At 74.9% G+C, this 25,487-nt stretch carries 24 protein-coding genes; 18 read left to right on the forward strand and 6 right to left on the reverse strand.

The window, feature by feature from the left end:
- The first annotated feature begins 285 nt into the window (after positions 1-285).
- Positions 286-1,590, forward strand: a complete 1,305-nt coding sequence (locus IFT72_RS11905) for a SpoIIE family protein phosphatase (protein WP_192046572.1) — start codon at positions 286-288, stop codon at positions 1,588-1,590.
- An 81-nt stretch (positions 1,591-1,671) separates the two neighbouring features.
- On the opposite strand, the gene IFT72_RS16435 is transcribed toward IFT72_RS11905, so the two are convergent.
- Entirely contained in the window at positions 1,672-3,033 is a 1,362-nt protein-coding gene (locus IFT72_RS16435) for a PP2C family protein-serine/threonine phosphatase (RefSeq protein WP_056051927.1), read from the reverse strand.
- Positions 3,034-3,183: 150 nt separating this feature from the next.
- Between IFT72_RS16435 and IFT72_RS11915 the strand changes: the two genes are divergently transcribed.
- The 7 genes from IFT72_RS11915 to IFT72_RS11945 all read left to right on the forward strand — a co-directional run bounded on the left by IFT72_RS11915 (position 3,184) and on the right by IFT72_RS11945 (position 9,062).
- Positions 3,184-3,516: an STAS domain-containing protein gene (locus IFT72_RS11915; RefSeq protein WP_056051930.1), complete on the forward strand. Its 333-nt coding sequence runs from the start codon at positions 3,184-3,186 to the stop codon at positions 3,514-3,516.
- Complete coding sequence (locus IFT72_RS11920; protein ID WP_056051933.1) at positions 3,509-3,916, forward strand: ATP-binding protein; 408 nt, start codon at positions 3,509-3,511, stop codon at positions 3,914-3,916. Before IFT72_RS11915 ends, IFT72_RS11920 begins: the two co-directional genes overlap by 8 nt.
- 217 nt (positions 3,917-4,133) lie before the next feature.
- Entirely contained in the window at positions 4,134-4,514 is a 381-nt protein-coding gene (locus IFT72_RS11925; protein ID WP_197981493.1) for a LexA family transcriptional regulator, read from the forward strand.
- The gene (locus IFT72_RS11930; protein WP_192046573.1) at positions 4,507-5,793 is read left to right on the forward strand and encodes a Y-family DNA polymerase; all 1,287 of its coding nucleotides are present in this window, start codon (positions 4,507-4,509) and stop codon (positions 5,791-5,793) included. The genes IFT72_RS11925 and IFT72_RS11930 overlap by 8 nt, the downstream gene beginning before the upstream one ends.
- A 143-nt stretch (positions 5,794-5,936) precedes the next feature.
- Entirely contained in the window at positions 5,937-7,820 is a 1,884-nt protein-coding gene (locus IFT72_RS11935; protein WP_197981486.1) for a BCCT family transporter, read from the forward strand.
- Positions 7,821-7,872: 52 nt separating this feature from the next.
- Positions 7,873-8,418 carry a sigma-70 family RNA polymerase sigma factor gene (locus IFT72_RS11940; protein ID WP_197981487.1) on the forward strand — a complete coding sequence of 182 codons (546 nt, stop codon included), beginning with the start codon at positions 7,873-7,875 and terminating at the stop codon, positions 8,416-8,418.
- Positions 8,415-9,062: a hypothetical protein gene (locus IFT72_RS11945; protein ID WP_192046574.1), complete on the forward strand. Its 648-nt coding sequence runs from the start codon at positions 8,415-8,417 to the stop codon at positions 9,060-9,062. Before IFT72_RS11940 ends, IFT72_RS11945 begins: the two co-directional genes overlap by 4 nt.
- A gap of 36 nt (positions 9,063-9,098) precedes the next feature.
- Here IFT72_RS11945 and IFT72_RS11950 read toward each other — a convergent pair whose 3' ends face one another.
- A complete protein-coding gene (locus tag IFT72_RS11950; RefSeq protein WP_192046575.1) occupies positions 9,099-10,370 on the reverse strand; it encodes a DUF2254 domain-containing protein in 1,272 nt (423 codons plus the stop codon).
- A gap of 72 nt (positions 10,371-10,442) precedes the next feature.
- On the opposite strand from IFT72_RS11950, the gene IFT72_RS11955 reads away from it, so the two are divergent.
- Entirely contained in the window at positions 10,443-11,465 is a 1,023-nt protein-coding gene (locus IFT72_RS11955) for an LLM class flavin-dependent oxidoreductase (protein ID WP_192046576.1), read from the forward strand.
- A gap of 47 nt (positions 11,466-11,512) precedes the next feature.
- On the opposite strand, the gene IFT72_RS11960 is transcribed toward IFT72_RS11955, so the two are convergent.
- Positions 11,513-12,304, reverse strand: coding sequence for a FadR/GntR family transcriptional regulator (locus IFT72_RS11960; RefSeq protein ID WP_371741282.1), 792 nt, complete (start codon positions 12,302-12,304; stop codon positions 11,513-11,515).
- Positions 12,305-12,455: 151 nt separating this feature from the next.
- Between IFT72_RS11960 and IFT72_RS11965 the strand changes: the two genes are divergently transcribed.
- The 3 genes from IFT72_RS11965 to IFT72_RS11975 are packed head-to-tail and all read left to right on the forward strand — an operon-like array spanning position 12,456 to position 15,858.
- Complete coding sequence (locus tag IFT72_RS11965) at positions 12,456-13,358, forward strand: proline iminopeptidase-family hydrolase (protein WP_244634505.1); 903 nt, start codon at positions 12,456-12,458, stop codon at positions 13,356-13,358.
- Positions 13,359-13,411: 53 nt separating this feature from the next.
- A complete protein-coding gene (locus IFT72_RS11970) occupies positions 13,412-14,875 on the forward strand; it encodes an APC family permease (protein ID WP_056051947.1) in 1,464 nt (487 codons plus the stop codon).
- Positions 14,872-15,858 carry an acetamidase/formamidase family protein gene (locus IFT72_RS11975; protein ID WP_192046579.1) on the forward strand — a complete coding sequence of 329 codons (987 nt, stop codon included), beginning with the start codon at positions 14,872-14,874 and terminating at the stop codon, positions 15,856-15,858. Before IFT72_RS11970 ends, IFT72_RS11975 begins: the two co-directional genes overlap by 4 nt.
- A 22-nt stretch (positions 15,859-15,880) precedes the next feature.
- Here IFT72_RS11975 and IFT72_RS11980 read toward each other — a convergent pair whose 3' ends face one another.
- Positions 15,881-16,579 (reverse strand): hypothetical protein, encoded by a 699-nt coding sequence (locus tag IFT72_RS11980; protein WP_192046580.1) that lies wholly within the window; start codon positions 16,577-16,579, stop codon positions 15,881-15,883.
- A 232-nt stretch (positions 16,580-16,811) separates the two neighbouring features.
- Here IFT72_RS11980 and IFT72_RS11985 point away from each other — a divergent pair, with 232 nt between their 5' ends.
- Positions 16,812-17,510, forward strand: coding sequence for a hypothetical protein (locus IFT72_RS11985; RefSeq protein ID WP_056051957.1), 699 nt, complete (start codon positions 16,812-16,814; stop codon positions 17,508-17,510).
- A gap of 35 nt (positions 17,511-17,545) precedes the next feature.
- Here IFT72_RS11985 and IFT72_RS11990 read toward each other — a convergent pair whose 3' ends face one another.
- Positions 17,546-18,601, reverse strand: coding sequence for a GTP-binding protein (locus IFT72_RS11990; RefSeq protein WP_192046581.1), 1,056 nt, complete (start codon positions 18,599-18,601; stop codon positions 17,546-17,548).
- 47 nt (positions 18,602-18,648) lie between these two features.
- Between IFT72_RS11990 and ykgO the strand changes: the two genes are divergently transcribed.
- The 3 genes from ykgO to IFT72_RS12005 all read left to right on the forward strand — a co-directional run bounded on the left by ykgO (position 18,649) and on the right by IFT72_RS12005 (position 19,470).
- Complete coding sequence (gene ykgO / locus IFT72_RS11995) at positions 18,649-18,771, forward strand: type B 50S ribosomal protein L36 (protein WP_056051966.1); 123 nt, start codon at positions 18,649-18,651, stop codon at positions 18,769-18,771.
- A 154-nt stretch (positions 18,772-18,925) separates the two neighbouring features.
- Positions 18,926-19,081 (forward strand): hypothetical protein, encoded by a 156-nt coding sequence (locus IFT72_RS12000; RefSeq protein WP_056051970.1) that lies wholly within the window; start codon positions 18,926-18,928, stop codon positions 19,079-19,081.
- Positions 19,082-19,176: 95 nt separating this feature from the next.
- Positions 19,177-19,470, forward strand: a complete 294-nt coding sequence (locus IFT72_RS12005; protein ID WP_056051972.1) for a helix-turn-helix transcriptional regulator — start codon at positions 19,177-19,179, stop codon at positions 19,468-19,470.
- Between the two features lie 39 nt (positions 19,471-19,509).
- On the opposite strand, the gene IFT72_RS12010 is transcribed toward IFT72_RS12005, so the two are convergent.
- Positions 19,510-20,673, reverse strand: coding sequence for a M20/M25/M40 family metallo-hydrolase (locus tag IFT72_RS12010; protein ID WP_197981488.1), 1,164 nt, complete (start codon positions 20,671-20,673; stop codon positions 19,510-19,512).
- A gap of 208 nt (positions 20,674-20,881) precedes the next feature.
- Between IFT72_RS12010 and IFT72_RS12015 the strand changes: the two genes are divergently transcribed.
- Together IFT72_RS12015 and IFT72_RS12020 are read left to right on the forward strand one after the other, a co-directional pair.
- On the forward strand, positions 20,882-22,060 hold the full coding sequence (locus IFT72_RS12015) for an exonuclease SbcCD subunit D C-terminal domain-containing protein (protein ID WP_192046582.1): 1,179 nt from the start codon (positions 20,882-20,884) through the stop codon (positions 22,058-22,060).
- On the forward strand, positions 22,057-25,314 hold the full coding sequence (locus tag IFT72_RS12020; protein WP_192046583.1) for an AAA family ATPase: 3,258 nt from the start codon (positions 22,057-22,059) through the stop codon (positions 25,312-25,314). Before IFT72_RS12015 ends, IFT72_RS12020 begins: the two co-directional genes overlap by 4 nt.
- Positions 25,315-25,487: the final 173 nt, after the last annotated feature.

Raw genomic sequence — 25,487 nt, forward strand, 5'->3', positions numbered from 1 at the left:
GCGACGAGGCCGAGGGCGGTCTTGGTGATGGTCTTGCGCGTGATGGTCACGATGGGACTCCTTGTCTGTTCTTCCCGGTGGGGAGGTGACAGGGGTTCGCCGCCACCTCGGGAAGGGGTGGGTGTTCCCAGGTCCTGCTCAGCTTCGCCCGCGCCGGGCCCCCCGAACGGGGCACGCCCCGTGCTGGCACGCGGCGGGCCCGCCTGCTCTACTGGTCGTCAGGCACCACCGCTCCGACCGCCTCCTCGGCACCACCAGGTCGGGGCCGCCGGATCAGGGAGAGACATGGACGACCGAGCGGGAACCGACACGGACACCGACACCGACACCGCCGCCGCCGACCCGGGCGGCGCCGCCGCCGGCTCGCACGACGACGGCTGGCACGCCGTCGACGGCGCCGCGCCCCTCGACGCCGCCGAGCGCGAGCGCCTGGCCGCCGTCGAGGCCTCGGCCCTGCTCGGCACCCCGCCGGAGGAGCGCTTCGACCGCATCACGCGCTTCGCCCGTGAGCTCTTCGACGTGCCGATGTCGTACCTCAACCTCGTCGACGACGCCTCGCTCGTGGTCAAGTCGCCCCAGGAGCCGGGGGAGGCGGCGCCCCGCTTCCCGTACGGCGCCGCGTTCTGCGAGTACACCGTCCACGGGACGGGCCTCTTCGAGGTGACCGACGCCTCCCTCGACCCCCGCTTCGCCGAGAGCCCGGCCGTCACGGCCTTCGGGGTGCGCTCGTACGCGGGCGTGCCGCTGCGCGCCGACGGCGGGCAGGCCATCGGGACGCTGTGCATCCTGCACCCCGAGCCGCGCCGGCTCACCGGCGAGGAGCGCGGCCGGCTGGTCGACCTGGGGCGGTGGGCCGAGGCGGAGATCCGCCAGGGGCAGGGGCAGGGCCCGGCGTCGGACGTCACCGTCACCGTGGACCCGACGGCCGCGGGGCAGCGCCCCGCCCTGCACCACGGCGACCTCACGGCCACCGCCCTCGACCGGCCCCACGGCGCGGTGAGCGGCGACCTCCACGCCTGGGCCGAGGGCGGCGACGTCGTCACGGCGACGCTCGCCGACGTGATGGGCAAGGGCGCGGCGGCCGGCGCCCTCGCCGAGGCCCTCCGCCGGAGCCTCTACGAGGGGCCCGACGGCACCGACGCGCCCCCCGCGACGGCGCTCGCCACGGCGGCGCGGGCCCTCGGCCCGCAGCTCGCCGAGGCCGGGTCGTTCGTGACCCTCTTCCACGCCCGCGTCGACACGCGCTCGGGCGACGTCGAGTACGTCGACGCCGGCCACGGCCTCACGCTCCACCTCCGCGCCTCGGGGACGGTCGAGCGGCTCTCGTCGCACGACCTGCCGCTGGGGCTGCAGGACGCCGCCGAGGGCTGGACGACCGGCACGCTGCGCCTCGAGCCCGGCGACGCGCTCGTCTCCGTCTCGGACGGCGTGCTCGACGTCTACGACTCGACGCTCGCGAGCCTCGACCGCGTCGTCGCCGACCTGCGGGCCGAGCGCGACGTCGAGGCCTTCCTCGACGCGTTCTCGGTCAAGGTCGGCGTGGCCCAGGTCGACGACGACGTCACGGTGCTGGTCGTCACGAGGAGCTGAGCGGCCGGTCGGCCGGCCGGCAGGCCGGGCGCCGGTGCCGGCCGGGGGTCGGTGCCGGCGGGGGTCGGTGCGGCCCGGGCGTCAGGGCGCCGTCGGGGCGGCGACGGCCACGGGAGCGAGCACGTCGCCCGCGACCGGCGCCGCGACGGGCTCGCGCCGCAGGGCGACCACGGTCACGTCGTCGTCGTGGCCCAGCTCGCGGGCGAGGTCGGCCAGGGCGTCGACGACCGACGACGGCCGCGGGTCGCGGCGCGCGAGGGCCGCGACGTGCTCGACGCTGTCGAGCCCGCCGCCGAAGAGGTCGAGCACCCCGTCGCTGAAGCAGACCACGAGGTCGCCGGGGCAGAGGGCGGTGGTCCGCGTCTCCCACGCGTCGTGCAGGCCGAGGCCGAGGCCGATCGGGAGGTCGGGCGTCGACAGGCGCTCGGCCCCGCCGTCCTCCCGCACGACGACGGTCAGGCCGTGGCCGGCGTCGGCCCAGTGCAGCACGTCGCCGCGGAGGCGCGCGTGGAAGAGGGTGGTGAACACGACGGAGTCGGGCCCGTCGGCGAGGTCGGTGGCGAGCCCCTCCGAGGCGCGGACGATGGCGGCCCCGGGGTCCGGGTCGCGGCGCGAGCTGCGCACCGTCGCCCGCACGGCCGCCGCGATGAGACCGGCGCCGACGCCCTTGCCCATGACGTCACCGAGGGTCATCGCGACCCCGTCGTCGGTGCGGTACCAGTCGAAGAAGTCGCCGCCGACGGTCGTCGAGGGCAGGCAGGTGCCCGCGAGGGCGTAGCCGGGCGTGTCGGCCAGGGCTCCGGGGAGGAGCGAGCGCTGCACCTCGGCGGCGCGGGTGATCTCGGTCCGGACCACCGCCTCCCGCTCCTCCGACAGGCGCAGCTGGGCCGCGTACTGACGGCTCAGCTCGTTCACGACGAGGGCCAGCGCGGTGTAGACGAGGACGCCGACGAGCAGGCGGGCGAGCTCGGTGACGCGGTCGCCGGCGCTGATGCCGGCGATGAAGGGCGTGAGGATGACGACCATCGAGCCGAGCACCGCCCAGAGCACCGACCGGCGTGGCTCGCGGGCGGCGAACCACACGAGCGGCATCACCAGCAGGGCCGTGAAGACCGACGAGGAGGAGCCGGTCGACCAGCGCAGGACCCCCAGCGCGACGAAGTCGAGGGCGGGCACCAGGAGGGCCCACCCGCCGATCACGGCCGGGCGGGCGGTGGCGGCGGCCGCCCAGAGCGTGGCGACCGCGGTGACGCCCAGGGCGACGAGGAGGCCCGCGCCGCTGGTGACCACCAGCTGCGGGACGGTGAGCGAGAGGACGACGGCCAGGACGACGAGCAGCGCCGACGGTGCCTGCTTCACCAGGGGGGTCACGCCGTACCGCAGGAGGAACGTGTCGAGCGTGGAGCTCCGGCGTGCCCGCGACGGAGAGCGGTCAGAGGTCACCCCCCGACGATAGGTGTCGGCCGCCCCTCTCCGGTACCCCCCGCACTGGAGCGCCGCGGCGGGCTGTGCCCGGGGTCGGCCGCAGCTATGGTGTCGCGGAGGACCGCGCCGACCCGTGCGTCGGGACGACGAGCCGAGGAGGCTGGCTGGATGGATCTCGCTGTCGAGGGAGCGGGCGCCGACGTCGCCGTCGTGCGCTGCACCGGGAGGCTCAACATGGTCTCGGCCCCGGCCCTGCGGGAGGCCGTGACCGGCGCGATCGCCGACGGTAGGCCCCGCGTCGTCGTCGACCTCGCCGGCGTCGACTTCATGGACTCCTCCGGCCTCGGCGCCCTCGTGGGCTGCCTCAAGTCCGCCCGCTCGGCGGGCGGCGACCTCCGCATCGCCTCGCCGTCGGCCCAGGTGCTGATGGTGCTGAAGCTGTCGAACATCGACCGCATCCTCCGCCCGCACGACGACGCGGCGACGGCGTTCGATGAGTGAGCACCAGCTCGTCTTCGCCACGCCGCCGGACGACGTCAACACGGTGCACGACTTCCTCGAGTCGGTCTGGGGCGACGACACGACCCTCACCGACGAGGAGCGCATGGCCTTCGAGCTCGCCCTCGTCGAGCTGACCAGCAACGTCATCGAGCACGCCGCGGCGGGCGAGGGCGTGGCCTGCCGGCTCTCCGTCGCCATCACCGACGGCGAGCTGACGGCCACCCTCAGCGACACCGCCGAGCCCGGCAGCGTCTCGCTCGTCGGCCGCGTCATGCCCGACGAGATGGCCGAGGGCGGCCGCGGCCTCGCCCTGGTCCAGCTGCTCGTCGACGACCTCGGCTACGAGCGGGTGGGCGACTCCAACGTGTGGTCGATCCGCAAGGCGCGCCCGACGGCCTAGCCGAGGGGCGCCGCACGACCGGCCACCTCGGGGAGGCGACGCCGGGGAGGCGACGTCGGTGGTCTGGCCTAGGTTCTCTCCGGGAGGCACCGTGAGCGAGACGACAGGCGAGGCAGCGCGTGGGGCGCGCCCTCCGCGGCCGACCCGACCCGCGACTCCTGAGCTGCCGCCCGTCGTGCTCGGGCCCGTCGGGGGCGAGGAGCGCGCCGACGCCGACCTGCCGCGAGCCGCGCTCGAGGCCGTGCACGCCGGCTTCCCGTCGCCCGCCCAGGGCTACTGGTCGGGGCCGGTCGACCTCAACCGGCACCTGATGCGCGACCCGACGGCGACCTTCCTGGTGCGGGTGAGCGGCGACAGCATGACGGGCGCAGGCATCTTCGACGGCGACGAGCTCGTCGTCGACCGGGGGCTCGACGCCCACGACGGAGCCGTCGTCGTGGCCGTCGTCAACGCCGAGCTGACGGTCAAGCGCCTCTCGTGGCGGCAGGGGCTCATGGTGCTCAGCCCGGAGAACCCCGCCTACCCCGAGGTCGTGCTCTCCGAGCTCGACGAGGCGACCGTCTGGGGCGTCGTCACGAGGTGCCTGCACCGTGTCTGAGCGCCACGTCGCCATCGTCGACGCCAACAACTTCTACGTGTCGTGCGAACGTGTCTTCAACCCCGCGCTCGAGGGCAGGCCGGTGGTCGTCCTCTCGAACAACGACGGCTGCGTCATCGCCCGCTCGCAGGAGGCCAAGGCGCTGAACGTCGACATGGCCGCGCCCTGGCACACGATCGCGCCGATCGCCGCGATGCAGGGCGTCGTCGCGGTGTCGAGCAACTACGAGCTCTACGGCGACATGTCGGCGCGCTCGGCCGAGATCCTCAGCCGGTTCACGAGCCACCAGGAGGTCTACTCGATCGACGAGTCGTTCATCGAGCTGAGCGGCACCGTCGACGAGACCACCGCGCAGGCCCGCGAGATCCGCCGCGTGGTGCGCAAGCTGATCGGCCTGCCCGTGAGCATCGGCATCGCGCCGACGAAGACCCTCGCGAAGCTCGCGAACCGGGGCTCGAAGCAGGCCGCCGCACTGGCGGGCGTCTGCCACCTGGGCAGCTACTCGTCGGCGCAGCAGACCGCCATCCTCGCCAGCGTCGACGCGGGCGACGTGTGGGGCATCGGTCGACGCACGGCGAAGAAGCTGGTGCCGCTCGGCGTGCACACGGCCGCCGACCTGCGCGACGCCGACGCCGCCCGCATCCGGAAGCGCTTCGGCGTGGTGCAGGCGCGCGTCGTGCAGGAGCTCCGCGGGGTCGACTGCCTGCCGATCGAGGAGGTCCAGCCCGAGCGCGACCAGATCTACCACTCCCGGTCGTTCGCGGTGCCCGTGACGACGGTCGCCGAGCTCGAGGAGGTGCTGTCGGTCTACACGCAACGTGCCGCCGCACGACTCCGGGGGCAGGGCTCGCTGACCCGGATGATGCGCTGCTTCGCCGCCACGTCGCCGTTCGCGACGGAGGCCGGCCACACCAACCACGTCGTGTCGGTCGCCTTCCCCGAGCCGACCGACGACGCGACCACGCTCTACCGGGCCGCGATCGCGGCGCTCGGCCCCCAGCTCGAGCCCGGCAAGCGCTACGTGCGCGCCGGCGTCACGCTGATGGAGCTCACGCCGCGCGCCGAGCACGCGAGCCTCGACGTCTTCGGCGAGGTCGCCGCGGCACCGCCCGCGTACGGCGACGTGCTCGACCGGATCGCCGGCAAGTTCGGCGACGAGAGCCTCGGCCTCGGGGTCGCCGGTCTGCGGCACCGCCGCGGCTGGGCGATGAAGCGCGACATGGTCTCGCCGCGCGCGACGACCCACTGGGACGAGCTCGCGACGGTGACGGCGCGGTAGCTCCTCCGTGATCGAGGTGCCCCTTCCTGGGCTCTCCGGCGAGGACGGAGCCCCGGACGGGGCGTCTCGACGACTCGCCGAGCATCTCGGTGCACGGTGCGCATCATTGCCCGGAACGCGCCGGGAGCCGTCACGATGGAGGCATGGCAACGACCGAACCGCCCTCCTCCGGGGCCCCCGAAGCCCGACCCTCGACCCTGGGGGAGGCCGTCACGACGACCCCCCAGCTCCGCCGCTGGGTGTTCTGGCCCGCCGCGATCGTCGTCCTCGGCTTCGTGGCCTTCACGCTGATCGCGCCCGCCTCGGCCGAGGCGCTCTTCCTCGGGCTGCAGAGCGGCATCGTCCGCAACTTCAGCTGGTACTACGTGCTGATCGTGGCCTTCTTCGTCGGCTTCTCGATCTTCGTCGGGTTCAGCCGCTTCGGCACCATCAAGCTCGGCAAGGACAAGGACGAGCCGGAGTTCTCCACCGGGTCGTGGTTCGCCCTGCTCTTCGCCGCCGGGATGGGCATCGGCCTCGTCTTCTACGGCGTCTCCGAGCCCCTCAGCCACTTCGCCTCGCCGCGCCCCGGCGTCACCGGCACGGAGGACCAGCTCGCGCAGCAGGCCCTCACGCAGACCTTCCTGCACTGGGGCCTGCACGCGTGGGCGATCTACGTCGTGCTCGGCCTCGCGCTCGCCTACGCCATCCACCGTCGGGGCCGTCCGGTCTCCATCCGCTGGGCGCTCGAGCCCCTGCTCGGCGACCGCGTGCGCGGCGGCTGGGGCAACCTGATCGACGTCATCGCCCTGGTCGGCACGCTGTTCGGCGTCGCCACCTCGCTCGGCCTCGGCGTGATCCAGATCGGCGCGGGCCTCGAGGCCGCCGGCATCGCCGACAGCAGCATCGTCAGCCAGATCGCGATCATCGCGGTGATCACCGCGGTGACGATCGTCTCGCTCGTGACGGGCGTGACGAAGGGCATGAAGATCCTCTCGAACTTCAACCTGATCCTGGCCGCCGCGCTCCTCCTCTTCGTGCTGATCGTCGGCCCGACGCAGTTCCTGCTGCGCGACTTCGTGCAGTCGATCGGCGCCTACCTGCAGAACGTCGTCGGCCTCTCGTTCAACGTCACCGCCCAGCAGGGCGCGGCCGGCGAGGAGTGGCAGGGTGCCTGGACGACCTTCTACTGGGGCTGGTGGATGTCGTGGGCTCCTTTCGTGGGCATCTTCATCGCGCGCATCTCGAGGGGCCGGACCGTCCGCCAGTTCGTTTTCGGCGTGCTGCTCGTGCCGACCGCCCTGACCTTCCTCTGGTTCGCCGTGCTCGGCGGCGCGGCCATCCACCGCCAGACCGACGGCGCCGGGGGGCTCATCGGTGCCGACGGCTCGGTCGACGTCGAGGGCTCGCTGTTCGCTCTCCTCGGCGACCTCCCCGCGGGCGCCGTGCTGACCTTCGGTGCCATCCTCCTGATCGGTGTCTTCTTCGTCACGTCGTCCGACTCGGGCTCCCTCGTGATGGCGATGATCGCCTCCGGCGGCGACATCGAGCCGAAGAACTGGCTTCGCGTCTTCTTCGCGCTCGTCGCCGCCCTGCTCGCCGTCGCCCTGCTGCTCACGGGCGGCCTCGACGCCCTCAAGACCGCGGCGATCACGACGGCGCTGCCGTTCAGCGTGGTGCTGCTGCTCACCTGCTGGTCGACGATCATCGCCTTCACGCGTGAGCGGCGGGCCTATGACGCGGCTGAGCGCGACGTGCTGCTCGAGCACGTCGGGGCCTACTACGGCCTCGAGGTCGAGGCGCCGACGGAGGCCGGGGCCCGCGGGCTGGCCCGCCCGTGGGAGGCGGTCAAGGGTCGCCTGCGCGGCTCCCGTCGTGCGACGGGCGACGGCTCGCCCGCCTCGTCGGCCTCGCCGTCCTCCGTGGCTGCCGAGCCGCCCCTCCGCGTAAGCGACGTCTCGGTCGACCCCGCGGTCGACCCGAGCCTCGACCAGCGCCCCACCGACGACGACCGCGGCGAGGGGACGCACGGCCCCGGCCCGCGCTGACGTCGGCCCGGGCGAAAGGCACGCCGGGCGGCGGACATGTGAGGGTGTGGACGTGACCCTGCTGCCCGCCCGAGCCCGCTTCGAGGCCCTCGTGCCCGAGGTCGTCGAGCCCGTGCGCCGGTACCTCGTGCGCCGCGTCGACGCGGCGACGGCCGACGAGGTGCTCGGCGACGTGCTGCTCGTGCTCTGGCGGCGCCTCGACGACGTGCCCGCGGGCGACGAGGTGCCCTGGGCCGTCGGCGTCGCCCGGCTGCAGCTCAGCAACGCCCTGCGGTCGATGCGTCGCCGCGACCGGCTCGTCGCGCGCATCGTCACGGTCGACCCGCCGACCGAGTCGGTGCCCGAGGCCGACGAGGTCGACCCCCGGGTCGCGCTCGTCGCCCCCGCCCTCGCGCGCCTGCGGGAGGTCGACGCCGAGGTGCTGCGCCTGCACGTGTGGGACGAGCTCACCGTCGCCCAGACGGCCGCGGTGCTGGGCACGACGCCGAACGCCGTGTCGATCCGCCTGCACCGGGCCCGTCGACGCCTCGCCGACGAGATCCGGAAGGCGGAGGCGCGTGACGGACATGCACCGGTGACGGGAGGAGACGGACGATGACCACGCACGACGAGCACGAGCACGACGAGCACGCCGAGCACGGCGCCGACGACCTGCTGATGCGGTCCGCCGACCCGGCCTCCTCCCTCGCCCCGCTGCCGGCCCGGCAGCTCGCGCACCTGACGGAGACGACCATGAGCACCGCACCCCGCACCCCCGCCCGCACGGCCCCCGGCCGCTCCGCCGCCGCTCCGGCCCGTCGACGCTCCCGCCGCCTCCTGGCCGGGGCCGCCGGCGGGGTGCTCGTCGCCGCGGCGGTGGTCGGGGTGCTCGTCGCGACCGGCCCGGGGGCGGGCGGGAGGGTCACGACCCTCACCGCGCCTCCGGCGGGCGGACCGGGCGCGATGTGCGCCGTGCCGACCGCGGAGGTGCTGGCGACCTCGACCACGGCCTTCCGCGGCACCGTCGTGGCCGTCGACGGGGGCACCGCCACGCTGCGGGTCGACGACGTCTTCGCCGGCGACCCGGGCGACGCCGTCGAGGTGCCGCAGGGCGACCCCGACGACCAGGTCGACGGGGCGGCGCCCGTCTTCACCGAGGGAGGCGCGTGGCTCGTCGCCGCCTCGGCCGGCGTCGTGAGCTCGTGCGGCCTGACCGGCCCCGACTCGCCGGAGCTCGCGGCGCTCTACGACCAGGCGTTCTGACGCCGGCAGCCGCGAAGGTCGGAGCTGGCTCGGCGCCTAGCGGCCGATGAGGGAGTCGCGGAGCGCCGACGCGTGCTCGTCGAGCAGCCCGGCGCGCGACGGCGGCGCCACCTCGTCGAGACGGGCGATCAGCCGCAGCGCCGCCTCCTGCACCGCCGGCTGCCCGTCGGCGTAGGTGCGCACGGTGTCGAGGACGGACAGGGTGAGCTCCTCGACCGTCGGCCAGCGGACGAGCACGCGGTCGCGGCCCCGGTCGTCCCGGTGGGCGACCACGGCGTCGCTCCGTCGCCAGAGCGGCACGAGCACGCCGGCCGACATGTCGAGCGCGCTCACCGCCGTGTAGGGGTCGTTGCTGCCCGAGGCCAGGCCGCGGACGGCGATCTCGACGAGCTGCTGGAGGGCGAACTCGACGTCCTGGTGCGGCGTCCGCGCGGCGCCGACCGTGACCGCGCGGCGCAGCTCCTGCACCGCCCCGGAGCCGAGGGAGGCGCGGGCCACGACGAGCGCGTCGCCTGCGATCACGTAGCGCCCCGGCATGGCCACGACCTCGACGACGACGTCCTCGCGGGCGGCGACGCGGCACAGCTGCGGCCACGCGAGCTCCTGCACGTAGCCGTCGGCCGAGGCACGCACGACGGCGCCGCCCACGCCCTCGTCGTCGGATCGGGGCGGTGCTGCCGACGCCGAGGCCGACGCCGACCCGGCCTCCCGGCCCCGCGACTCCGTCCGCACGTCGTCGCCCGGCTCGTCGGGCCACACCGTCGCCGCGACCGCGCGGAGGTCGCTGAGCACCCGGGCCTGGAGCGACGTGATCTGCACCGACGCGGCGATGTGGTGGATGAAGAAGACCAGCACCCCGACGTCGACGACGCCGAGGAGCACCGCGACGTGGACGGCGATGACGGGCACGAAGGCGGAGGCGTCGTCCACCTCGGTGTGGACGGTGCGCATCACGACGATGCAGTAGAGGAAGGTCGACGTGAAGGCGGCGAGCACGAGCTGGTTCGACCGGTCGGCCATGAAGTTGCGCACGAGGCGCGGCCCGTAGGTCGACGACGTCGTCGCCAGCACGGAGATGGTGATGGAGAACGACGTGCCCGCCACCGTGAGCATCGACGAGCCGATGCCGGAGAGGAGCGACCTGCCGCCCGAGGCGCTGAGGGCCCCGAGCAGGGGCAGGCCCGCGGTCGTCGACGAGGGGATCGACCGGTCGACGGTGACCAGCACCTCGGCGAGCACGAGGGCGGCGAGGGCGAAGACGGCGGGGAGGAACCAGAACGACTCCCGCACGCGGGTGAGGGACATCATGCCGCCGAGAGTAGGCGTGTCCGTGCCCCCGTGGTCGGGCGAGCCGGGGCCGGCACCTGCGAGGATCGGGCCATGCCCGTCGACGGAACACCCCTGCGGCGCCTCGGCGTCCTCACCATCGGCTCGTTCGACCCCGCCTCGCCGGCCGCGGGCCACGAGGACGTCCTGCGCGTCATCGAGCGCGCCGAGGAGCTCGGCCTCGACAGCGCGTGGCTGCGCCACCGGCACCTGCAGCCGGGCATCTCGTCGCCGGTCGCGATCATGGCGGCGGCGTCGCAGCGCACGAGCCGGATCGAGCTGGGCACGGCGGTGACGCCGATCGGGGCCGAGAACCCCTTCCGGCTCGCGGAGGACCTCGCCACGGTCGACGTGCTGCTGGGGGGCCGCCTCAACCCGGGCTTCTCGTCGGGCACCCCGATGAACTTCGACCTCTACCGCGACGCGATCTACCCCGACACCGCCGACCACGAGGAGCTCGGGCCCGAGCGCCTGCTGCGCCTCCGCGACCTCGTGCGCGGCGACGTCGTCTCGGCCTCGCCGGGCCGTCGCGGCATCGAGGAGTTCAGCGACGTCGTCCAGCCGCACAGCCCGGGGCTCGTCGACCGGCTGTGGTGCGGCGTCGGCAGCACGAGGTCCGCCGTCTGGGCCGGCGAGAACGGGTTCCACCTGCTCGCGTCGAGCGTCACGAAGGCCGAGCGGGGCACCGACTTCGCCGAGAACCAGCGCGCCCAGATCGACGCGTACCGCGACGCCCACCCGGCGGGCGCCTCCGCCCGGGTGTCGCAGGGGCTCGTCGTCGTGCCGACCGACTCGGCCACGCCCGAGCAGCGGGCCCGCTACGCGGCGTACGCCGAGGCGCGCGCCGGCCGCGTGGGCGTGCCGCAGGGCCCGGGGCAGCTGCTCTTCGCCGCCGACCTCGTCGGCACCTCGGCCGAGATCGCGGACGCCCTGCACGCCGACCCCGCCTACCAGGCGGTCGACGAGGTCGCCTTCGCGCTGCCGTTCGCCTTCGAGCCCGGCGACTACGCGCAGATGCTCACCGACATCGGCGAGCGCCTCGGGCCGGAGCTCGGCTGGAGCCCCGCCGGCGTCTGACGGCGAGCCCTCCGGGGGCCCGACGCCGAGCCCCGCCAGGTCGTCGGTCAGGCGTGGTCGCCGCCGCGCACCACGCGTTCGAGCAGCTCGAGGTCGATGCCGACGTGACGTCGTGCCAGCGCGGCGGCGCGCGCGGCCTCCCCGGCGCAGATGGCCTCGACGATCTGCTCGTGCTCGGCGAGGGCGCGCAGCTCCATCTCGCGCATGCCGTCCGGGCCGCCCCAGAGGTGGGCCGGCGCGGCGATGCTGACCCGCGACTCCAGCTCGAGCAGCACGGCCCGGAGCGTGGCGCTGTGCGCCGCGTCCGCGATCGCGACGTGCAGGCGCTCGTCGGCCTTCTGCGAGGCCAGGCCCGAGGCGGCGGCGCGGTAGCCCTCGAGGCGGTCGCGCAGCACGGCGACGTCGTCGTCGGTGCGGTTCTCGGCGGCGGCCTCGGCGACCGTGCCGTGCAGGCGGCCGATCGCGTCGCTGGTGTCGCGGAGGTCCGACCAGCGGGCGGCGAGCGTCCGCTGCGCGACGGCCGCGGCCCGGTCGGTCGAGCGCTCCTGCACGAACGAGCCGCCGCCGCGGCCGCGCTGGGTCTCGATGAGCCCCTGGTCGACGAGCCGGGCGAGGGCGGCCCGCACGGTCATCCGGCCCACGCGCAGCGAGGCGGCGAGCTCACGCTCCGGGGGGAGGCGCTGGCCGGGCAGGTACTCGCCGGTCGCGATGGCCGTGACGAGGCGGTCGGAGATGTCGTCGACCCGGGTCGACGACTCGAGCGGGGCCTCGAGGACGCCGGGGGAGTCGGAGCCGGGGGAGGCGGTGGAGGCGGGGGCGGCGTCGGTCGTGGCGGTCACCGGGGACCCGGCGCGCGCCTCCGCGGCGTCCACAGACCCGTCCTCCGTCATGCCGCGTCACCCCTCCCCAGCTCCTCGTCGTGTTACGCCCAGGTTAAGTCACGCAGAAAGGTCTTGGCGTGAGACCTTTCGCGGGTGCATGCTGACGCGCATGTCGACGAGCACCGCTGCCACCCTCCCGTTCCGCGACGGCCACACCTGGTACCAGGTCACCACGCCCGACGAGCCCCGCCCCGGCGCCCTGCCCCTCGTCGTGCTGCACGGCGGCCCCGGCATGGCCCACGACTACCTGCGCAACCTGGCGGCGCTCGCCGACGAGACCGGCCGCACCGTCGTGCACTACGACCAGTTCGGCTGCGGCCGCAGCAGCCACCGCCCCGACGCCCCGGTCGAGACCTGGGTGCCCCAGCTCTTCGTCGACGAGTTCGAGGCCGTCGTCGCGCACCTCGGGCTCGAGCGCTTCCACGTGCTCGGCCAGTCGTGGGGCGGCATGCTCGGCGCCGAGATCGCCGTGCGCGAGCCCGCCGGCCTCGCCAGCCTGGCCATCTGCAACTCGCCCGCCTCGATGCAGCTCTGGGTCGACGGCGCCGCCGAGCTCCGGGCCCAGCTGCCCGCCGACGTGCAGGAGGCGCTGCTCCGGCACGAGGGCGCGGGCACGACCGGCGACCCCGAGTACCTCGCCGCGACCCAGGTCTTCTACGAGCGCCACGTCTGCCGCGTGGTGCCGATGCCCCAGGACTTCGTCGACAGCGAGGAGCAGATGGAGGGCGAGCCGACGGTCTACCACACCATGAACGGCCCGAACGAGTTCCACGTCATCGGCACGATGCGCGACTGGACGATCGTCGACCGCCTGCCGAGCGTCACCGCGCCCACCCTCGTGGTCGCGGGCGAGCACGACGAGGCGACGCCGGCCACCTGGCAGCCCTTCGTCGACGGCATCGACGGCGCCGTCTCCCACGTCTTCCCCGGCGCCAGCCACTGCACGCACCTCGAGCAGCCGGAGGAGTTCCGCCGCGTCGTCGCCGGCTTCTTCGCCGACCACGACGCCTGACCACCACCACCCCCTCCCCGCACCGTTCCTCCCTCACCCCGAAGAGAGACACCATGTCCGAGCGCACCGAGTCCCCCGAGCTGAGCGCGCAGGCGCAGCTCGAGCAGTACGGCTACAAGCAGGAGCTGAAGCGGTCGGTCTCGACCGGCGACCTGCTCGTCTACGGCCTGATCTTCATGGTGCCGATCGCGCCCTGGGCGATCTTCGGCACCGTCTACAACGCGTCGTCGGGCCTCGTGCCCCTGGTCTACCTCGTGGGCCTCGTCGCGATGATCTTCACCGCCCTCGCCTACGCGCAGATGGCCAAGTCGATCCCCCTCGCGGGGTCGGTGTTCTCGTACGTGGGCCGCGGCATCCACCCCACGGTCGGCTTCTTCGCCGGCTGGGCGATCCTGCTCGACTACCTGCTCGTGCCGACGCTGCTCTACGTGTTCGCCGCCGAGTCGATGGTCGGCATCTTCCCCGGCACCGCGCGCTGGATGTGGGCGCTGATCTTCGTCGCGATCAACACGGCCGTGAACCTGCTCGGCATCACCTCGCTCAAGCTGATGAACCGCGTCTTCCTCGCCATCGAGGTCGTCTTCATCGTCATCTTCGTGATCATCGCCGTGACCGCCCTCAACGGCGGCACCATCCCCGGCGCCGAGTTCAGCGTCAGCCAGGTGTGGGACCCGTCGAAGGTCACCGGCCCGCTGATCGCGTCGGCGCTCTCGATCGCCGTGCTGTCGTTCCTCGGCTTCGACGGCATCTCGACCCTCGCCGAGGAGTCGACCGGCAAGCGCGGAGGCGCGGGTCGAGCCATGATCATCGCCCTCGTCATCGTCGCCTTCCTGTTCGTGCTGCAGACCTGGCTGGCGAGCGCGCTCGCCGCGGGCCGCGACTCCTTCCCCGAGGGGGAGGCCGGCAACGCCTTCTTCGACCTCGTCGCCCAGGCGTCGTCGAGCGGCTGGATGACCGCCTTCTTCGTCGTGAACGTGCTCGCCGTCGGCATCGCGAACGCGATGGCAGCGCAGGCCGCGACCTCGCGCCTGCTGTTCTCGATGAGCCGTGACCGGCAGCTGCCCGCGGTGCTCTCGCGCCTCAACTCGCGCCAGGTGCCGCAGGCCGCCATCCTCGTCGTCTCGGTGCTCTCGGCGATCCTCGTGCTGTTCTTCGTCGGCCAGATCGACGTCATCTCGTCGCTGGTCAACTTCGGCGCCCTCTTCGGCTTCATGCTGCTGCACCTCTCGGTGATCTGGCACTACGTCGTGAAGGGGAAGTCGCGCAACTACCTGCTGCACCTCGTCGTGCCCGTGGTCGGCTTCCTGATCATCGGCTACGTGCTCGTCAACGCGGCCCCCGCGGCGAAGATCGGCGGCCTCGTCTGGCTCGTGGTCGGGGCGGGCGTCTTCCTCTTCTACAAGATCCGGGGAGGCGCGGCGCCGACCCTGGGGCAGGTCGACGAGGGCGACGGGTCGGGAGCGGCCGCCACGGCGACCCCGGCGGCGGACACCCTCGAGAAGGAGGCCGGGCGGTGAGCGACGCGCACCGCGACTCCTCGGGGTCCGGGCCGGCGTCGGCCTCGTCCGGCGCCTCGGGCGTCCACCACTTCCTCGGCAACGAGCTCGGCCGGCCCGGCTTCAGCGCCGCCGTCGAGCCCGTGCTGCGCATCACCCCGGGCACGGGCGAGACGATCGGCTTCGAGACCAGCGACGCCGTCTACGCCGAGCTGCACGACCACCACGACCTGGCGCAGCTGTCGGTGCCGATCAACCCCGTCACCGGCCCGGTCTTCGTCGAGGGCGCGATGCCCGGCGACGCGCTCGCCGTGACGGTGCACGACATCCGGCTCGTCGACCACGGCTGGTCGGTCAGCCTGCCCGGCTCGGGCGCCCTGCAGCACATGATGGGCGACGAGATGTTCACCCGTCGCGTGCCGATCGACGCGGAGGGCGTGCACGTCACCGACCGCCACGTCTTCGCGCCGCGGCCGATGATCGGCTGCATGGGCACCGCTCCCGCCGAGGGCGAGAACTCGACGATCATGCCCGCCTACCCCCAGGGCGGCAACATGGACGTGACCGAGAACACCGTCGGCTCGACCGTCTACCTGCCCGTCATGGTCGAGGGCGCGTACCTCTCGATCGGCGACGTGCACGCGATCATGGCCGAGGGCGAGTCGTCCTTCGTCGCCATCGAGGCGCAGGGCACGGCCGTCGTGTCGATCGACCTCGTGAAGGGCGCCCGGCTGCGGGCGCCGCGCATCGAGACCGCCGACGACTGGATCTTCGTCGGCCTCGGCGACCCCGTGCAGGAGAGCGTCCGGCGCGGCTACGAGGACGCCTTCTCCTTCCTGGTCGACGACCACGGCTGGTCTCGCGGCGACGCCTACGCGGTGCTCAGCGCCGTCGGGCACTCCCGGCTCGGCGGGCCGACCGGCTCGGTCGCGCCCGACCCGCTGCACCCGTTCGCGGCCGTCGGCGCGGTGACGCTCCACCGCGTGCCGAAGTCGGTCCTGTGAGAGAGGCCGGGCCCGGCCGCCCTCAGCTCGAGAGGTGCGTCAGGATCGACACGAGCAGGTCGTCGGTCGGGTAGTTCGACTGCCCGACGGCGATGAAGAGGTCGCCTCGCACGAAGTAGGTGTCGGTGCTGTCGGTGCCGTACATCGCGTCGACGGCGGTCTGCTGGCAGAGCCGACCGTCGTGGGCCTCGGAGCAGCTGGCCCCGCGCGCCTCCGCCTGCTGCAGCAGGGCGGCGCTGGTGGCCTCGTCGAGTCGCCCCAGCTGCACCGACAGCCCGGTGACGTCCGCGGCCGGGTCGCGCCAGAGGCAGTCGAGCTCCGCCGCCGTGTCGGCGATGACGAAGGGGGCGTCGCCGGCCGCGGGGACGCCGGGCGTGCGGGCGCCGCGGGCGCTGCCGTCGCGCCGCGGGTACGCCTCCGGGTTCAGCGGCGTGGAGCCCATGGTCGCCTGGTACGTCGCCGTGTCGACGATCTGCGTGCAGTCGGTCGGGATGGTGACGACCGGCGACGCGTCGGGGGCCGCGGTCGCCGTGGGGGCCGGGGTCGTGTCGGGCTCGGCGGTCGGCGTCGGGGCCGGCGTCGGAGCGGCGTCGCCGGTGGCCGTGGCCGTCGGGGTCGGCGACGCCGTGGCGTCGCCCCCGGGCGTCCCCGAGCAGCCGACCAGGGCGAGCACGACGAGGGCGGCGGCCGTGACGGTGGTGAGCGGGCGGACGTGCGACATGGCGGTTCTCCTCGACGGGCAGGTGCCGCGCGCACCCCTGGCGCTCGCGGCGGGCCCTCGGTCGGGCCCCGTGCTCACGCTAGTGAGCGGGGGAGGAGTCGCCCGTCAACCTCGGGGATGATCCCCGCCCGTGCCGGTCACGATCTGGTCACGTCGACCCGGTGTCGGACGGCGGCCCGCTACGGTCTCCCCGTCGGCCTGCAGCGGCCCGACGCCGGCCCTGAGGAGGACCATGCTCTCGCTCCGCTCCGCACCCGTCGGTGCGACCCGTCGGCGACCGTCGTCCCGTGCCCTCGGCGGCCTCGTGCTCGTCGTCGGCATCGCCCTCTCGGCGGCCGGCTGCGCCTCTGACGACGGCGCCGCCTCCGCCTCCCACCGTCAGGTGTCGGTGGCGGGCCACGGCTCCGGCGAGGCCGAGGCGACCCAGGCGGCCACGGTGAGCCCGACGCCCAGCTCGGAGGGCGCAGGGGCGGCGATCGCCGCTCCGGCCTCCCTCCCGACGTCGTGCGACGACGTCCTGCCCCCCGCCGAGGCCGTGGCCGCGGTGGGCGACCGTCCGGTCGTCGAGCTCGAGCCCCGCGCGGAGGCGGACGCCGTCATGAAGAGCGAGCGGCCCGTGCTGGCCGCCGAGGCCCTCGCGTGCCTCTGGTCGTCACCCGGCTCCGACCTCGGCACGAGCGTCGAGTACAGCGTCGTGGCCCCCGAGGTCTCCGACCAGTACCTGTACGACCTCAGCCTGGAGGGCTTCGCCTGCACCGAGTCGCTCGGCGGGCAGCGCTGCGCGTACTCGCACCCCGGCACGGCGGGGTCGTCGGCGGACGCCGGGCTGCTGACGATCTTCGAGCGCGACGGCGTCGTGATCACGCTGACGGAGTTCGGCGACGTGTCGGGGTCGCTGCTCCAGGCCGTCGTGCACCGCTTCTGGCCCTGAGCCCGTGGCGGCTCGGCCCCTCGGGGCGAGCCAGCTCAGTGGGCGTGACCGTGCCCCGGCCGCCCCGTCGCGTCGTCCCAGGTCGGGAAGGGGTCGACCAGGTCGCGCCACGAGGCCGGGTCGGCGAGCAGCTCGGCGTCCGTGAGGAGGCACTCGTCGAGCGCGCGACGGACGAGTCCGGCGTCGAGGTCGAGCCCGAAGAACGCGATCTGCTGGCCGTGCGGCGACTCCGGGTGCCACGACGGCCGTGACGTCGGGTCGAGGCTGAGCATCTGGCCGACGCTCGACCAGGAGCCGACCCGGTCGGCCCGGGTCGCGAACTGGGTGAAGCCCCGTGACCGGAGCACGGTGCCGGCCGGCCCGGGGGTGAACGTCTGCTCCAGGGCGACGGCCAGGCGCTCGGGGTGGAAGGGCCGCTCGTCGCGGTAGACCACCGTCGACACGGGGTCGCCCTCGACGACGTCGGGGGCGTCGTCGGAGAGGGCCCGCATCCAGCCCGCGGAGCCGGAGAGGGCCGAGGCGCGGCCCGGCGTGGGCAGGCAGCCCGCCGTCAGCGACGTGATCGGCAGCACCGTCGCGGTCGGGGCCAGCACCCCGAGCAGGGCCGCGAGGAGGCGGTGCTCGCGCTCCGTCACCGCGCCCACGTCGGTGAGCACGACGAGGGTCGCGTGCTCCACGAGCTCCACGACGTGCTCGGCCGCCGCGAAGCGGTCGTCCGTGCCGCGCAGCACGAGGTCGGCGAGGTCGTCGGCGCTGACCACGCACGCCACGTGCTGCAGCAGCGACGCCCCGTCGGGGCGGCCGAGGTCGTGGTCGAGCAGCGAGCCGAGCAGCAGCGCCGTCGAGCGGGTCGGGGTGCCGGGGCGCAGCTGGACGGCGACGTCCACGGGCTCGCCGCTCCGGGCGAGGTCGAGCACGGCACGGTGGACCTCGTCGACGGCGTCGTGCACGTCGGGCCCCGGGGCCAGTCGGTGGCTGTCGGGGCGGGCGAGCGTGTCGGCGACGTGCTGCAGGGCCGCCTCCTCCTGCCCGGCCACGAGGGTGACCCCCCGGTGTCGTGGGAGGCGCTGGCTCGGCAGGTCGTGTCTCATGCGGCTACCCTAGATGAAAACCGTTCTCAACAACACGGAGGTCACCCATGAAGGTCCGCAACTCGCTCAAGGCACTGAAGCTCGTCCCCGGCTCGCAGGTGGTGCGCCGGCGCGGTCGCGTCTACGTCATCAACAAGGCGAACCCGCGCTGGAACACGCGCCAGGGCTGAGGCCGCCGCCGGTCGTCGTCGGTCATGGTCGCGGTGTCTCGCGCTCCTGTCGGTGCTGGTTCTCATCATCGATTGGATGAACGCATTGCAATCCGTGCATGCGTCATGATGGACTGCTCCTGCCCGCACGACCCGCCCCTCCGGAAGGACCGCCATGACCGACACCGAGACCCACGCCGAGCACACCGTCACCGAGCACCAGCACGGCACCGACTGCGGCCACGAGACCGTGACGCACGACGACCACGTCGACTACGTGCACGGCGAGCACAAGCACGCTCAGCACGGCGACCACTACGACGAGCACTGATCGTCGCGACCGAGGGCCCCGCTCGTCAGCGGGGCCCTCGGTGCGCCCGGCACCGCGGCCGCGCGCGTCGCATGCGCCGCGGCTAATGTGTCTCCATGTCCACCGAGGGCCTCGAGGCCGCCGCCGAGCTGTTCAAGGCGCTGTCGTCGTCGTCCCGCCTGCGCCTGCTCCGCCTCCTCGGCGAGGGCGAGGCGGGGGTCTCCGCCCTGGTCGAGGCGTCCGGGCTGTCACAGCCCCTCGTCTCGCAGCACCTGCGCACCCTGCGAGCTGCGGGCCTCGTCCAGGTCGACCGCGTCGGGCGCGAGGCGATCTACTCGGTCGCCGACCTGCACGTCTCGCACATCGTCGACGACGCCGTGGCGCACGCGGGCGAACAGCCCGGCGCCTGACGCGCGCCCTCTGACGCCCGGTGCGGGCGCCCGGCCGCGCTACGCCAGCTCGGCGAGCAGCGCCACGACGAACTCGCTGCGCTCCACCATGCCGTCGAGGCTGATCCACTCGTGGCGCGCGTGGGCGCCGCCGCCCACGCCGCCGACCCCGTCGAGCACGGCGGCGCCGAGCGCGGCCGCGAAGTTGCCGTCGCTCGCCCCGCCGACCGACACCTCGCGCAGCTCGAAGCCCAGCTGGCCGGCGACCGCGGCGGCCCGTTCGTAGAGCGCGCCCGTCGCCGCCGACCGCTCCATCACGGGGCGGTTCCAGCCGCCGGTGACCTCGACCCGGGCGAGCGGGTCGTGCGGGGCGAGCGACGCGAACAGCCGCTCGACGCGGGCGGCCTCGTCGGCCCGGGTGACCCGCACGTCGACCATGGCGCGGGCGTGCCCGGCCCGGACGTTCGTCCGCGTGCCGCCCTGCACGATGCCGACGTTCAGCGACGTGCCGGCCTCGACGTCGGCCTCGCCGTGCAGCTGCAGCACGAGACGGGCCATCTCGTCGATGGCGCTCGCCCCGCCGCGCGGGTGGAGCCCGGCGTGCACCTCGACGCCGAACGTCTCGACCTCGTAGATGCCGACGCCCTTGCGGGCGGTCTTGACCGCGCCCTCGGCGGCGGACTCGAAGACGAGCACCGCGCCTCCCCGGCTCACCTCGGCCTCGATCACGGGGCGCGACGCGATGCTGCCGACCTCCTCGTCGCCGGTCAGCACGATGCGCACGCCGGGCCGCGGCAGGCCGAGTGAATCGGAGACGGCCAGGGAGTGCCCGAGCTGCACGAGCCCGGACTTCATGTCGAAGACACCGGGGCCGGTCATGCGGTCGCCGTCGATCTGCACGGGCCACTCGGCGAGCGTGCCCTCGGCCCAGACCGTGTCGTAGTGGCAGAGCGCCGTGACCCACTCGGTCGAGCCGGTCGGCGACGGGTGCTCGAGCGTGACGGCGTCGCCGTAGCCCTCGACGACGCTCACCCGGCGGGCGGCGGCGGGGCCGGCCGTCCGCTCGAGCCACGCCTCGATCCAGGCGAGCCCGGCGGCGAGCAGGTCGACGTCGTCGGAGGGGGTCTCGAGCGACGCGTAGGCCACGAGGTCGGCGATCATCGCCTCGCGGCGGGCGGCGACCGCCTCGCGCAGGGCGGTCGTGTCGGTCTCGGTGAGGGTCACGGGGGTCTCCGGGGGCGTCTCGGTCGGTGCGGGCGGCGCGGGCTCCGACCATGTTCCTCCCTCCCGAGGCCGACGGGCGACGAGGAGGCGCGGTGCCGGCCCCGCAGGCAGGGCCACGCCGCACCTCGGGTGTCGGTCGGCGTCGATACAGTGACGACCGTCCGGCAGCACCGCCGGCGCCACGACCACCGCGAGCGAGAGGGGCCCCGTGCGCATCCTGCACACGAGCGACTGGCACCTGGGGCGGACCCTGCACGGCGTCGACCTCCTCGAGCACCAGGCCGCCTTCGTCGACCACCTGGTCGACCTCGTGGCCGAGCGCGCGGTCGACGTGGTCGTGGTGGCGGGCGACGTGTACGACCGGGCCGTGCCCTCGGTGCCCAGCGTGCGCCTCCTCGGCTCGGCCCTGCGACGGCTGAGCGAGCTCGCCGTCGTCGTCGTGACGCCGGGCAACCACGACTCCGCCGCGCGGCTGGGCTTCGCCGCCGAGCTGATGCGGCCGGGCCTGCACGTGCTGGCCGCGGTCGACCGGCTCGACGAGCCGGTCGTCGTCGACGACGCGCACGGGCCCGTGGCCTTCTACGGGCTGCCCTACCTCGACCCCGACACCGTGCGGCACGCGCTCGCGCCCGACGGCGCCGACGGGCCCCTCGCCCGGTCGCACGAGGCCGTCGTCGGCGCGGCGCTCGACCGGGTCAGGGCCGACCTCGCGACGCGGCCCGGCACCCGCTCGGTCGTCGTCGCGCACGCCTTCGTCGCGGGCGGCGCCGTCGTCGAGCGGAGCGAGAGCGAACGCGACATCCGCGTCGGCGGGGTCGACGTGGTGCCCTCGGCGGTCTTCGACGGCGTCGACTACGTCGCCCTCGGCCACCTGCACGGCGCCCAGCGCGTGGGCGCCGCCGCCGGGTCGCACCCGGTGCTGCGCTACTCGGGCTCGCCCCTGGCCTTCTCGTTCGGCGAGGTCGGGCACGTGAAGTCGACGGCCGTCGTCGACCTCGCCGCCGACGGCACGGTGGAGGTCGAGCTCGTCGCCGCACCGGTGCCGCGCCGTCTGGCCGAGGTGACCGACACCCTCGAGCACCTGCTCGACGGCCGGCACGACGACCTCGTGGACGCCTGGCTGCGGGTCAGCGTCACCGACCCCGTGCACCCCGACCACCTGTGGGCGCGCGTCCGGGAGAGGTTCCCGCACGCACTCGCCGTGCTGCACACGCCCGTCGGCGCCGTCGACTCTCCCCGGCTGCGCGTGGTGACGGCCGAGACCGACCCCGTCGAGGTCGCGGCCGACTTCGTCGCCTTCGCCTCGGGGGCCCCGGCGACCGACGCCGAGCTCGCCGTCGTGCGCGCGGCGTACGAGGCCGCGAGGGCGAGCGAGGGCAGCGAGTGATCCTGCACCGGCTGACCCTGCGCGCCCTCGGCCCCTACGCCGGCGAGCACTCCATCGACTTCGCGGCGCTGGGCGCCTCGGGCACCTTCCTGCTCGAGGGGCCGACCGGGGCCGGCAAGTCGACCGTCATCGACGCGATCGTCTTCGCCCTCTACGGGCAGCTCGCCGGCGAGGGCGCCAGCCGCGACCGCCTCCGCAGCCACCACGCCGCGGCGCACGTCGAGCCGTTCGCCGAGCTCGTGTTCGAGACGGCGGCCGGCGTGCACCGCATCCGCCGGAGCCCGGCGTGGCAGCGGCCGAAGAGCCGGGGCACCGGCACGACGCCGGCGAACGCGACGGCCACGCTCGTCCGCCTGACCTCGCCCGACGCGGTCGACGGCGAGGTGGTGTCCACCAGCACGCAGGAGGTCGGGCACGAGATCGGCCGGGTGCTCGGCCTGACCCGTCAGCAGTTCGTGCAGACGGTCGTGCTGCCCCAGGGCGAGTTCGCGGCGTTCCTCCGCTCGTCGGGGGAAGACCGCCGGCGCATGCTGCAGTCCCTCTTCGGCACCGAGATCTACGAGCTGACGACGGCCCGCCTGGCCGAGGGGCGGCGCGCGGCCCACGCGGCCGTCGCCGAGGCCGACCGGGGCGTCGAGCTCGCGGTCGCCCGGCTGCGCGAGGCGGTCGGGGTCGACGACGACCCGGTCGTCGGAGCGGCGCTGGAGGCGGCCCTCGCCGGGCAGGCCGCCCCGGTCGGTGCGGGTGCCGGGGGCGACTCGGGCGACTCGGGGGCTCAGCCCGCCGAGGGCGCCGAGGGTCTCCCGGCCACCGTCGACGGCGTCCTCGCAGCGCTCGTCCGCGACTCCGACGCGGCCGCCGAGCGGCGGGGCGCTGCTCGACGGGTGCACGACGACGCGCGGCGCCGCCTCGACGAGCAGCGCCGTCTGCGCGCGGCCCTCGATCTCCGCGCCGACCTGCAGGCCCGGAGCGCCCGCCTGACGGAGGCGGCGGTCGCGGTCGACGAGGCCCGGTCGCGCCTCGAGGCCGCGGGCCGGGCCGAGACGGTGACCGGAGCGGCGCGGGGCCTCCGGGCGGCGCAGGCCGCGCTCGCCGAGGCGGGCGCGACGCTGGTCGACGCACGGGAGGCGGCGACGGACGCCGACCCCGAGCTGGAGTCCGTGCCCGGGCTGGTGCTCGTCACCGGGGCGTGGTCGTCGGCCGAGCGCGCGGACAGCACCGACGGCACCGCTGGCTTCGACAACTTCGACAGCCACGGGGGAGAGGGCCCCACGCTGCCCGAGGTGGCCGCCGCCGTCGCGGCCCACCGCGACGACCTGCGCTCCGACCTCGCCGTGCTCGGCCGGGTCGCCGCCGTCGAGCGGGGGCTGCCCGGCCGTCGTGCCGAGCTGCTCGACGCGGGCCGAGCGCTCGAGCAGGTCGACGTCGACCTCGCGGCGCTCGACGCCGAGCTCGCCGAGGGCCCCGTCGCGAGGGCCGCCCTGGTCACCGCTCGTGAGGCCGCCCGGCGGTCGGCCGACGACGAGCCCGCCGTCGCCCGCCGGGTCGCCGACGCCCGTGCGCAGCTCGCCGCCGTGCTCGCGACGGACGCGCTGCGGGAGGAGGCGACGCGGCTCGACGAGCTCCTCGCCGACCGGTCGACGGAGGCGCTGGTCGAGCTCGACCTCGAGGCCGGGCTCCGTCGTCGGCAGATCACCGGCACGGCCGGCCAGCTCGCGCTCTCGCTCGAGGCCGGAGAGCCGTGCCCGGTCTGCGGGTCGATCGAGCACCCGGCCCCGGCCGCCCCGACCGACGACCACCCGACCGACGACGACGTGGAGGCCGCCGCCCACTCCGCCCGCGCCGCGGGGCAGCGGCAGCGCGACGCGGCCGCCGCCGCGGCCGCGGCCCGTGCCCGTCTCGACGTCGCCGTGGCGGGGCTCGGCGACCTCGACGAGGCCGGGGCCCGGGAGGCCGTCGGCGAGGCGGAGCAGGCGCTCGACCGCGCCCGTGCCGCCGTGGCCTCCGCCCGGGCCGCGGAGCGGGCGCTCGACGACCACGACCGTGAGGCGGAGGCGCTGCGCACCCGGGCCGAGACGACCCGCACGCTCCGAGCCACCCGCGCCGAGCGGCTCGAGGGCGATCGACGCCGGCTCGCCGACGACGAGGCGCTCGTCGCCGAGGCCGTCGCCGGAGCAGGAGCCGAGGGGCGTGCCGACGGGAACGCCGACGGCCACGCCGAGCGGCCGACCGGGACCGTCGCCGACCGCGTCGGCCTCCTCACCCGTCGCGCCGACCTCGCGGATCGTCTCGTCTCCGCCCTCCGCGCGGCCGAGGTCGCCCGGATCGCGCACGACCAGCGTCGCGTCGAGCTCGCCGAGGCGCTGGCCGCCTCGGGCTTCGCGACGGCCGACGACGCCGCCGCGGCGGTCCTGCCCGGCCCGGAGCGCGACTCCCTCGGTCGTCGCGTCGCGGGGCACGACGCCGAGCTGGCCGTCGTCGGCGCGGGCCTGGCCGACCCGTCCATCGCCGCCCTCACCGGTGAGGAGGAGGTCGACGTCCCGGCCGCGGAGGGGGCTCTCGGCGTCGCCGAGGTGGACCTCGCGGCGGCCACCGACGCGGCCGGGCGGTCCGCCGACCGGGCCCGACGCGCGACCGAGGCGCTCGCCGCGCTCCGACGTGCCGAGGCCGCGGGCGAGTCCGTCGCCGAGGAGGCGCGGGCCGTCGTGCGGATGGCCGACCTCACGAGCGCCACCGGCACCGTCAACGTGCGCGGGGTGACGCTCGGCACGTACGTGCTCCTCCGTCGGTTCGACGACGTCGTCGCGGCCGCGAACGCCCGGCTGCGGGTGATGTCGAGCGGTCGCTACGTGCTCGAGGCCTCGGAGGAGCGCGAGCAGGGCTCCCGCTCCCGGCGCACGGGCCTCGCGCTCGCCATCCGCGACGCGTCGACCGACACGACCCGCGACCCCGCGAGCTTCTCGGGCGGCGAGACCTTCTACGCCTCGCTGAGCCTCGCGCTCGGGCTCGCCGACGTGGTCCAGGCGGAGGCGGGCGGCCTCGAGCTCGGCACGCTCTTCGTCGACGAGGGGTTCGGCTCGCTCGACCCCGAGACGCTCGACGCCGTGATGACCGAGCTCGGCCGCCTCTCCGACTCCGGCCGGGTGATCGGCATCGTGAGCCACGTCGACGAGCTCAAGCAGCGCATCGCCGACCGCATCGAGGTGCGACGCCTGCCCGACGGCTCGTCGACGCTGCGCTCCACGGTCGGCTGACCGCGCCACCCGCTCTGCGCCTCCCACCTGTCTCCGCCCGCCTGTCTCCGCCCGGCGCACGACCTCGCCCGGCGAGTGGTCACGAACTGCTGCTCCCGGCCGCCGGGACGAGCAGATCGTGACCACTCGGCGCCCGCCCGCGCCTCCCGACACGAGCGACGGGCCGCGTCCCC

Origin of the sequence: Frigoribacterium sp. CFBP 8754 (assembly GCF_014841815.1) — a bacterium.
GTDB classification, from domain to species: domain Bacteria; phylum Actinomycetota; class Actinomycetes; order Actinomycetales; family Microbacteriaceae; genus Frigoribacterium; species Frigoribacterium endophyticum.

Coding starts and splice junctions, on each gene's coding strand:
- IFT72_RS11905 (WP_192046572.1), top strand. CDS start 286: ATGGACGACCGAGCGGGAACCGACACGGACACCGACACCGACACCGCC.
- IFT72_RS11915 (WP_056051930.1), top strand. CDS start 3,184: ATGGATCTCGCTGTCGAGGGAGCGGGCGCCGACGTCGCCGTCGTGCGC.
- IFT72_RS11920 (WP_056051933.1), top strand. CDS start 3,509: ATGAGTGAGCACCAGCTCGTCTTCGCCACGCCGCCGGACGACGTCAAC.
- IFT72_RS11935 (WP_197981486.1), top strand. CDS start 5,937: ATGGCAACGACCGAACCGCCCTCCTCCGGGGCCCCCGAAGCCCGACCC.
- IFT72_RS11945 (WP_192046574.1), top strand. CDS start 8,415: ATGACCACGCACGACGAGCACGAGCACGACGAGCACGCCGAGCACGGC.
- IFT72_RS11950 (WP_192046575.1), bottom strand. CDS start 10,370: ATGATGTCCCTCACCCGCGTGCGGGAGTCGTTCTGGTTCCTCCCCGCC.
- IFT72_RS11955 (WP_192046576.1), top strand. CDS start 10,443: ATGCCCGTCGACGGAACACCCCTGCGGCGCCTCGGCGTCCTCACCATC.
- IFT72_RS11965 (WP_244634505.1), top strand. CDS start 12,456: ATGTCGACGAGCACCGCTGCCACCCTCCCGTTCCGCGACGGCCACACC.
- IFT72_RS11970 (WP_056051947.1), top strand. CDS start 13,412: ATGTCCGAGCGCACCGAGTCCCCCGAGCTGAGCGCGCAGGCGCAGCTC.
- IFT72_RS11980 (WP_192046580.1), bottom strand. CDS start 16,579: ATGTCGCACGTCCGCCCGCTCACCACCGTCACGGCCGCCGCCCTCGTC.
- IFT72_RS11985 (WP_056051957.1), top strand. CDS start 16,812: ATGCTCTCGCTCCGCTCCGCACCCGTCGGTGCGACCCGTCGGCGACCG.
- IFT72_RS11990 (WP_192046581.1), bottom strand. CDS start 18,601: ATGAGACACGACCTGCCGAGCCAGCGCCTCCCACGACACCGGGGGGTC.
- ykgO (WP_056051966.1), top strand. CDS start 18,649: ATGAAGGTCCGCAACTCGCTCAAGGCACTGAAGCTCGTCCCCGGCTCG.
- IFT72_RS12000 (WP_056051970.1), top strand. CDS start 18,926: ATGACCGACACCGAGACCCACGCCGAGCACACCGTCACCGAGCACCAG.
- IFT72_RS12005 (WP_056051972.1), top strand. CDS start 19,177: ATGTCCACCGAGGGCCTCGAGGCCGCCGCCGAGCTGTTCAAGGCGCTG.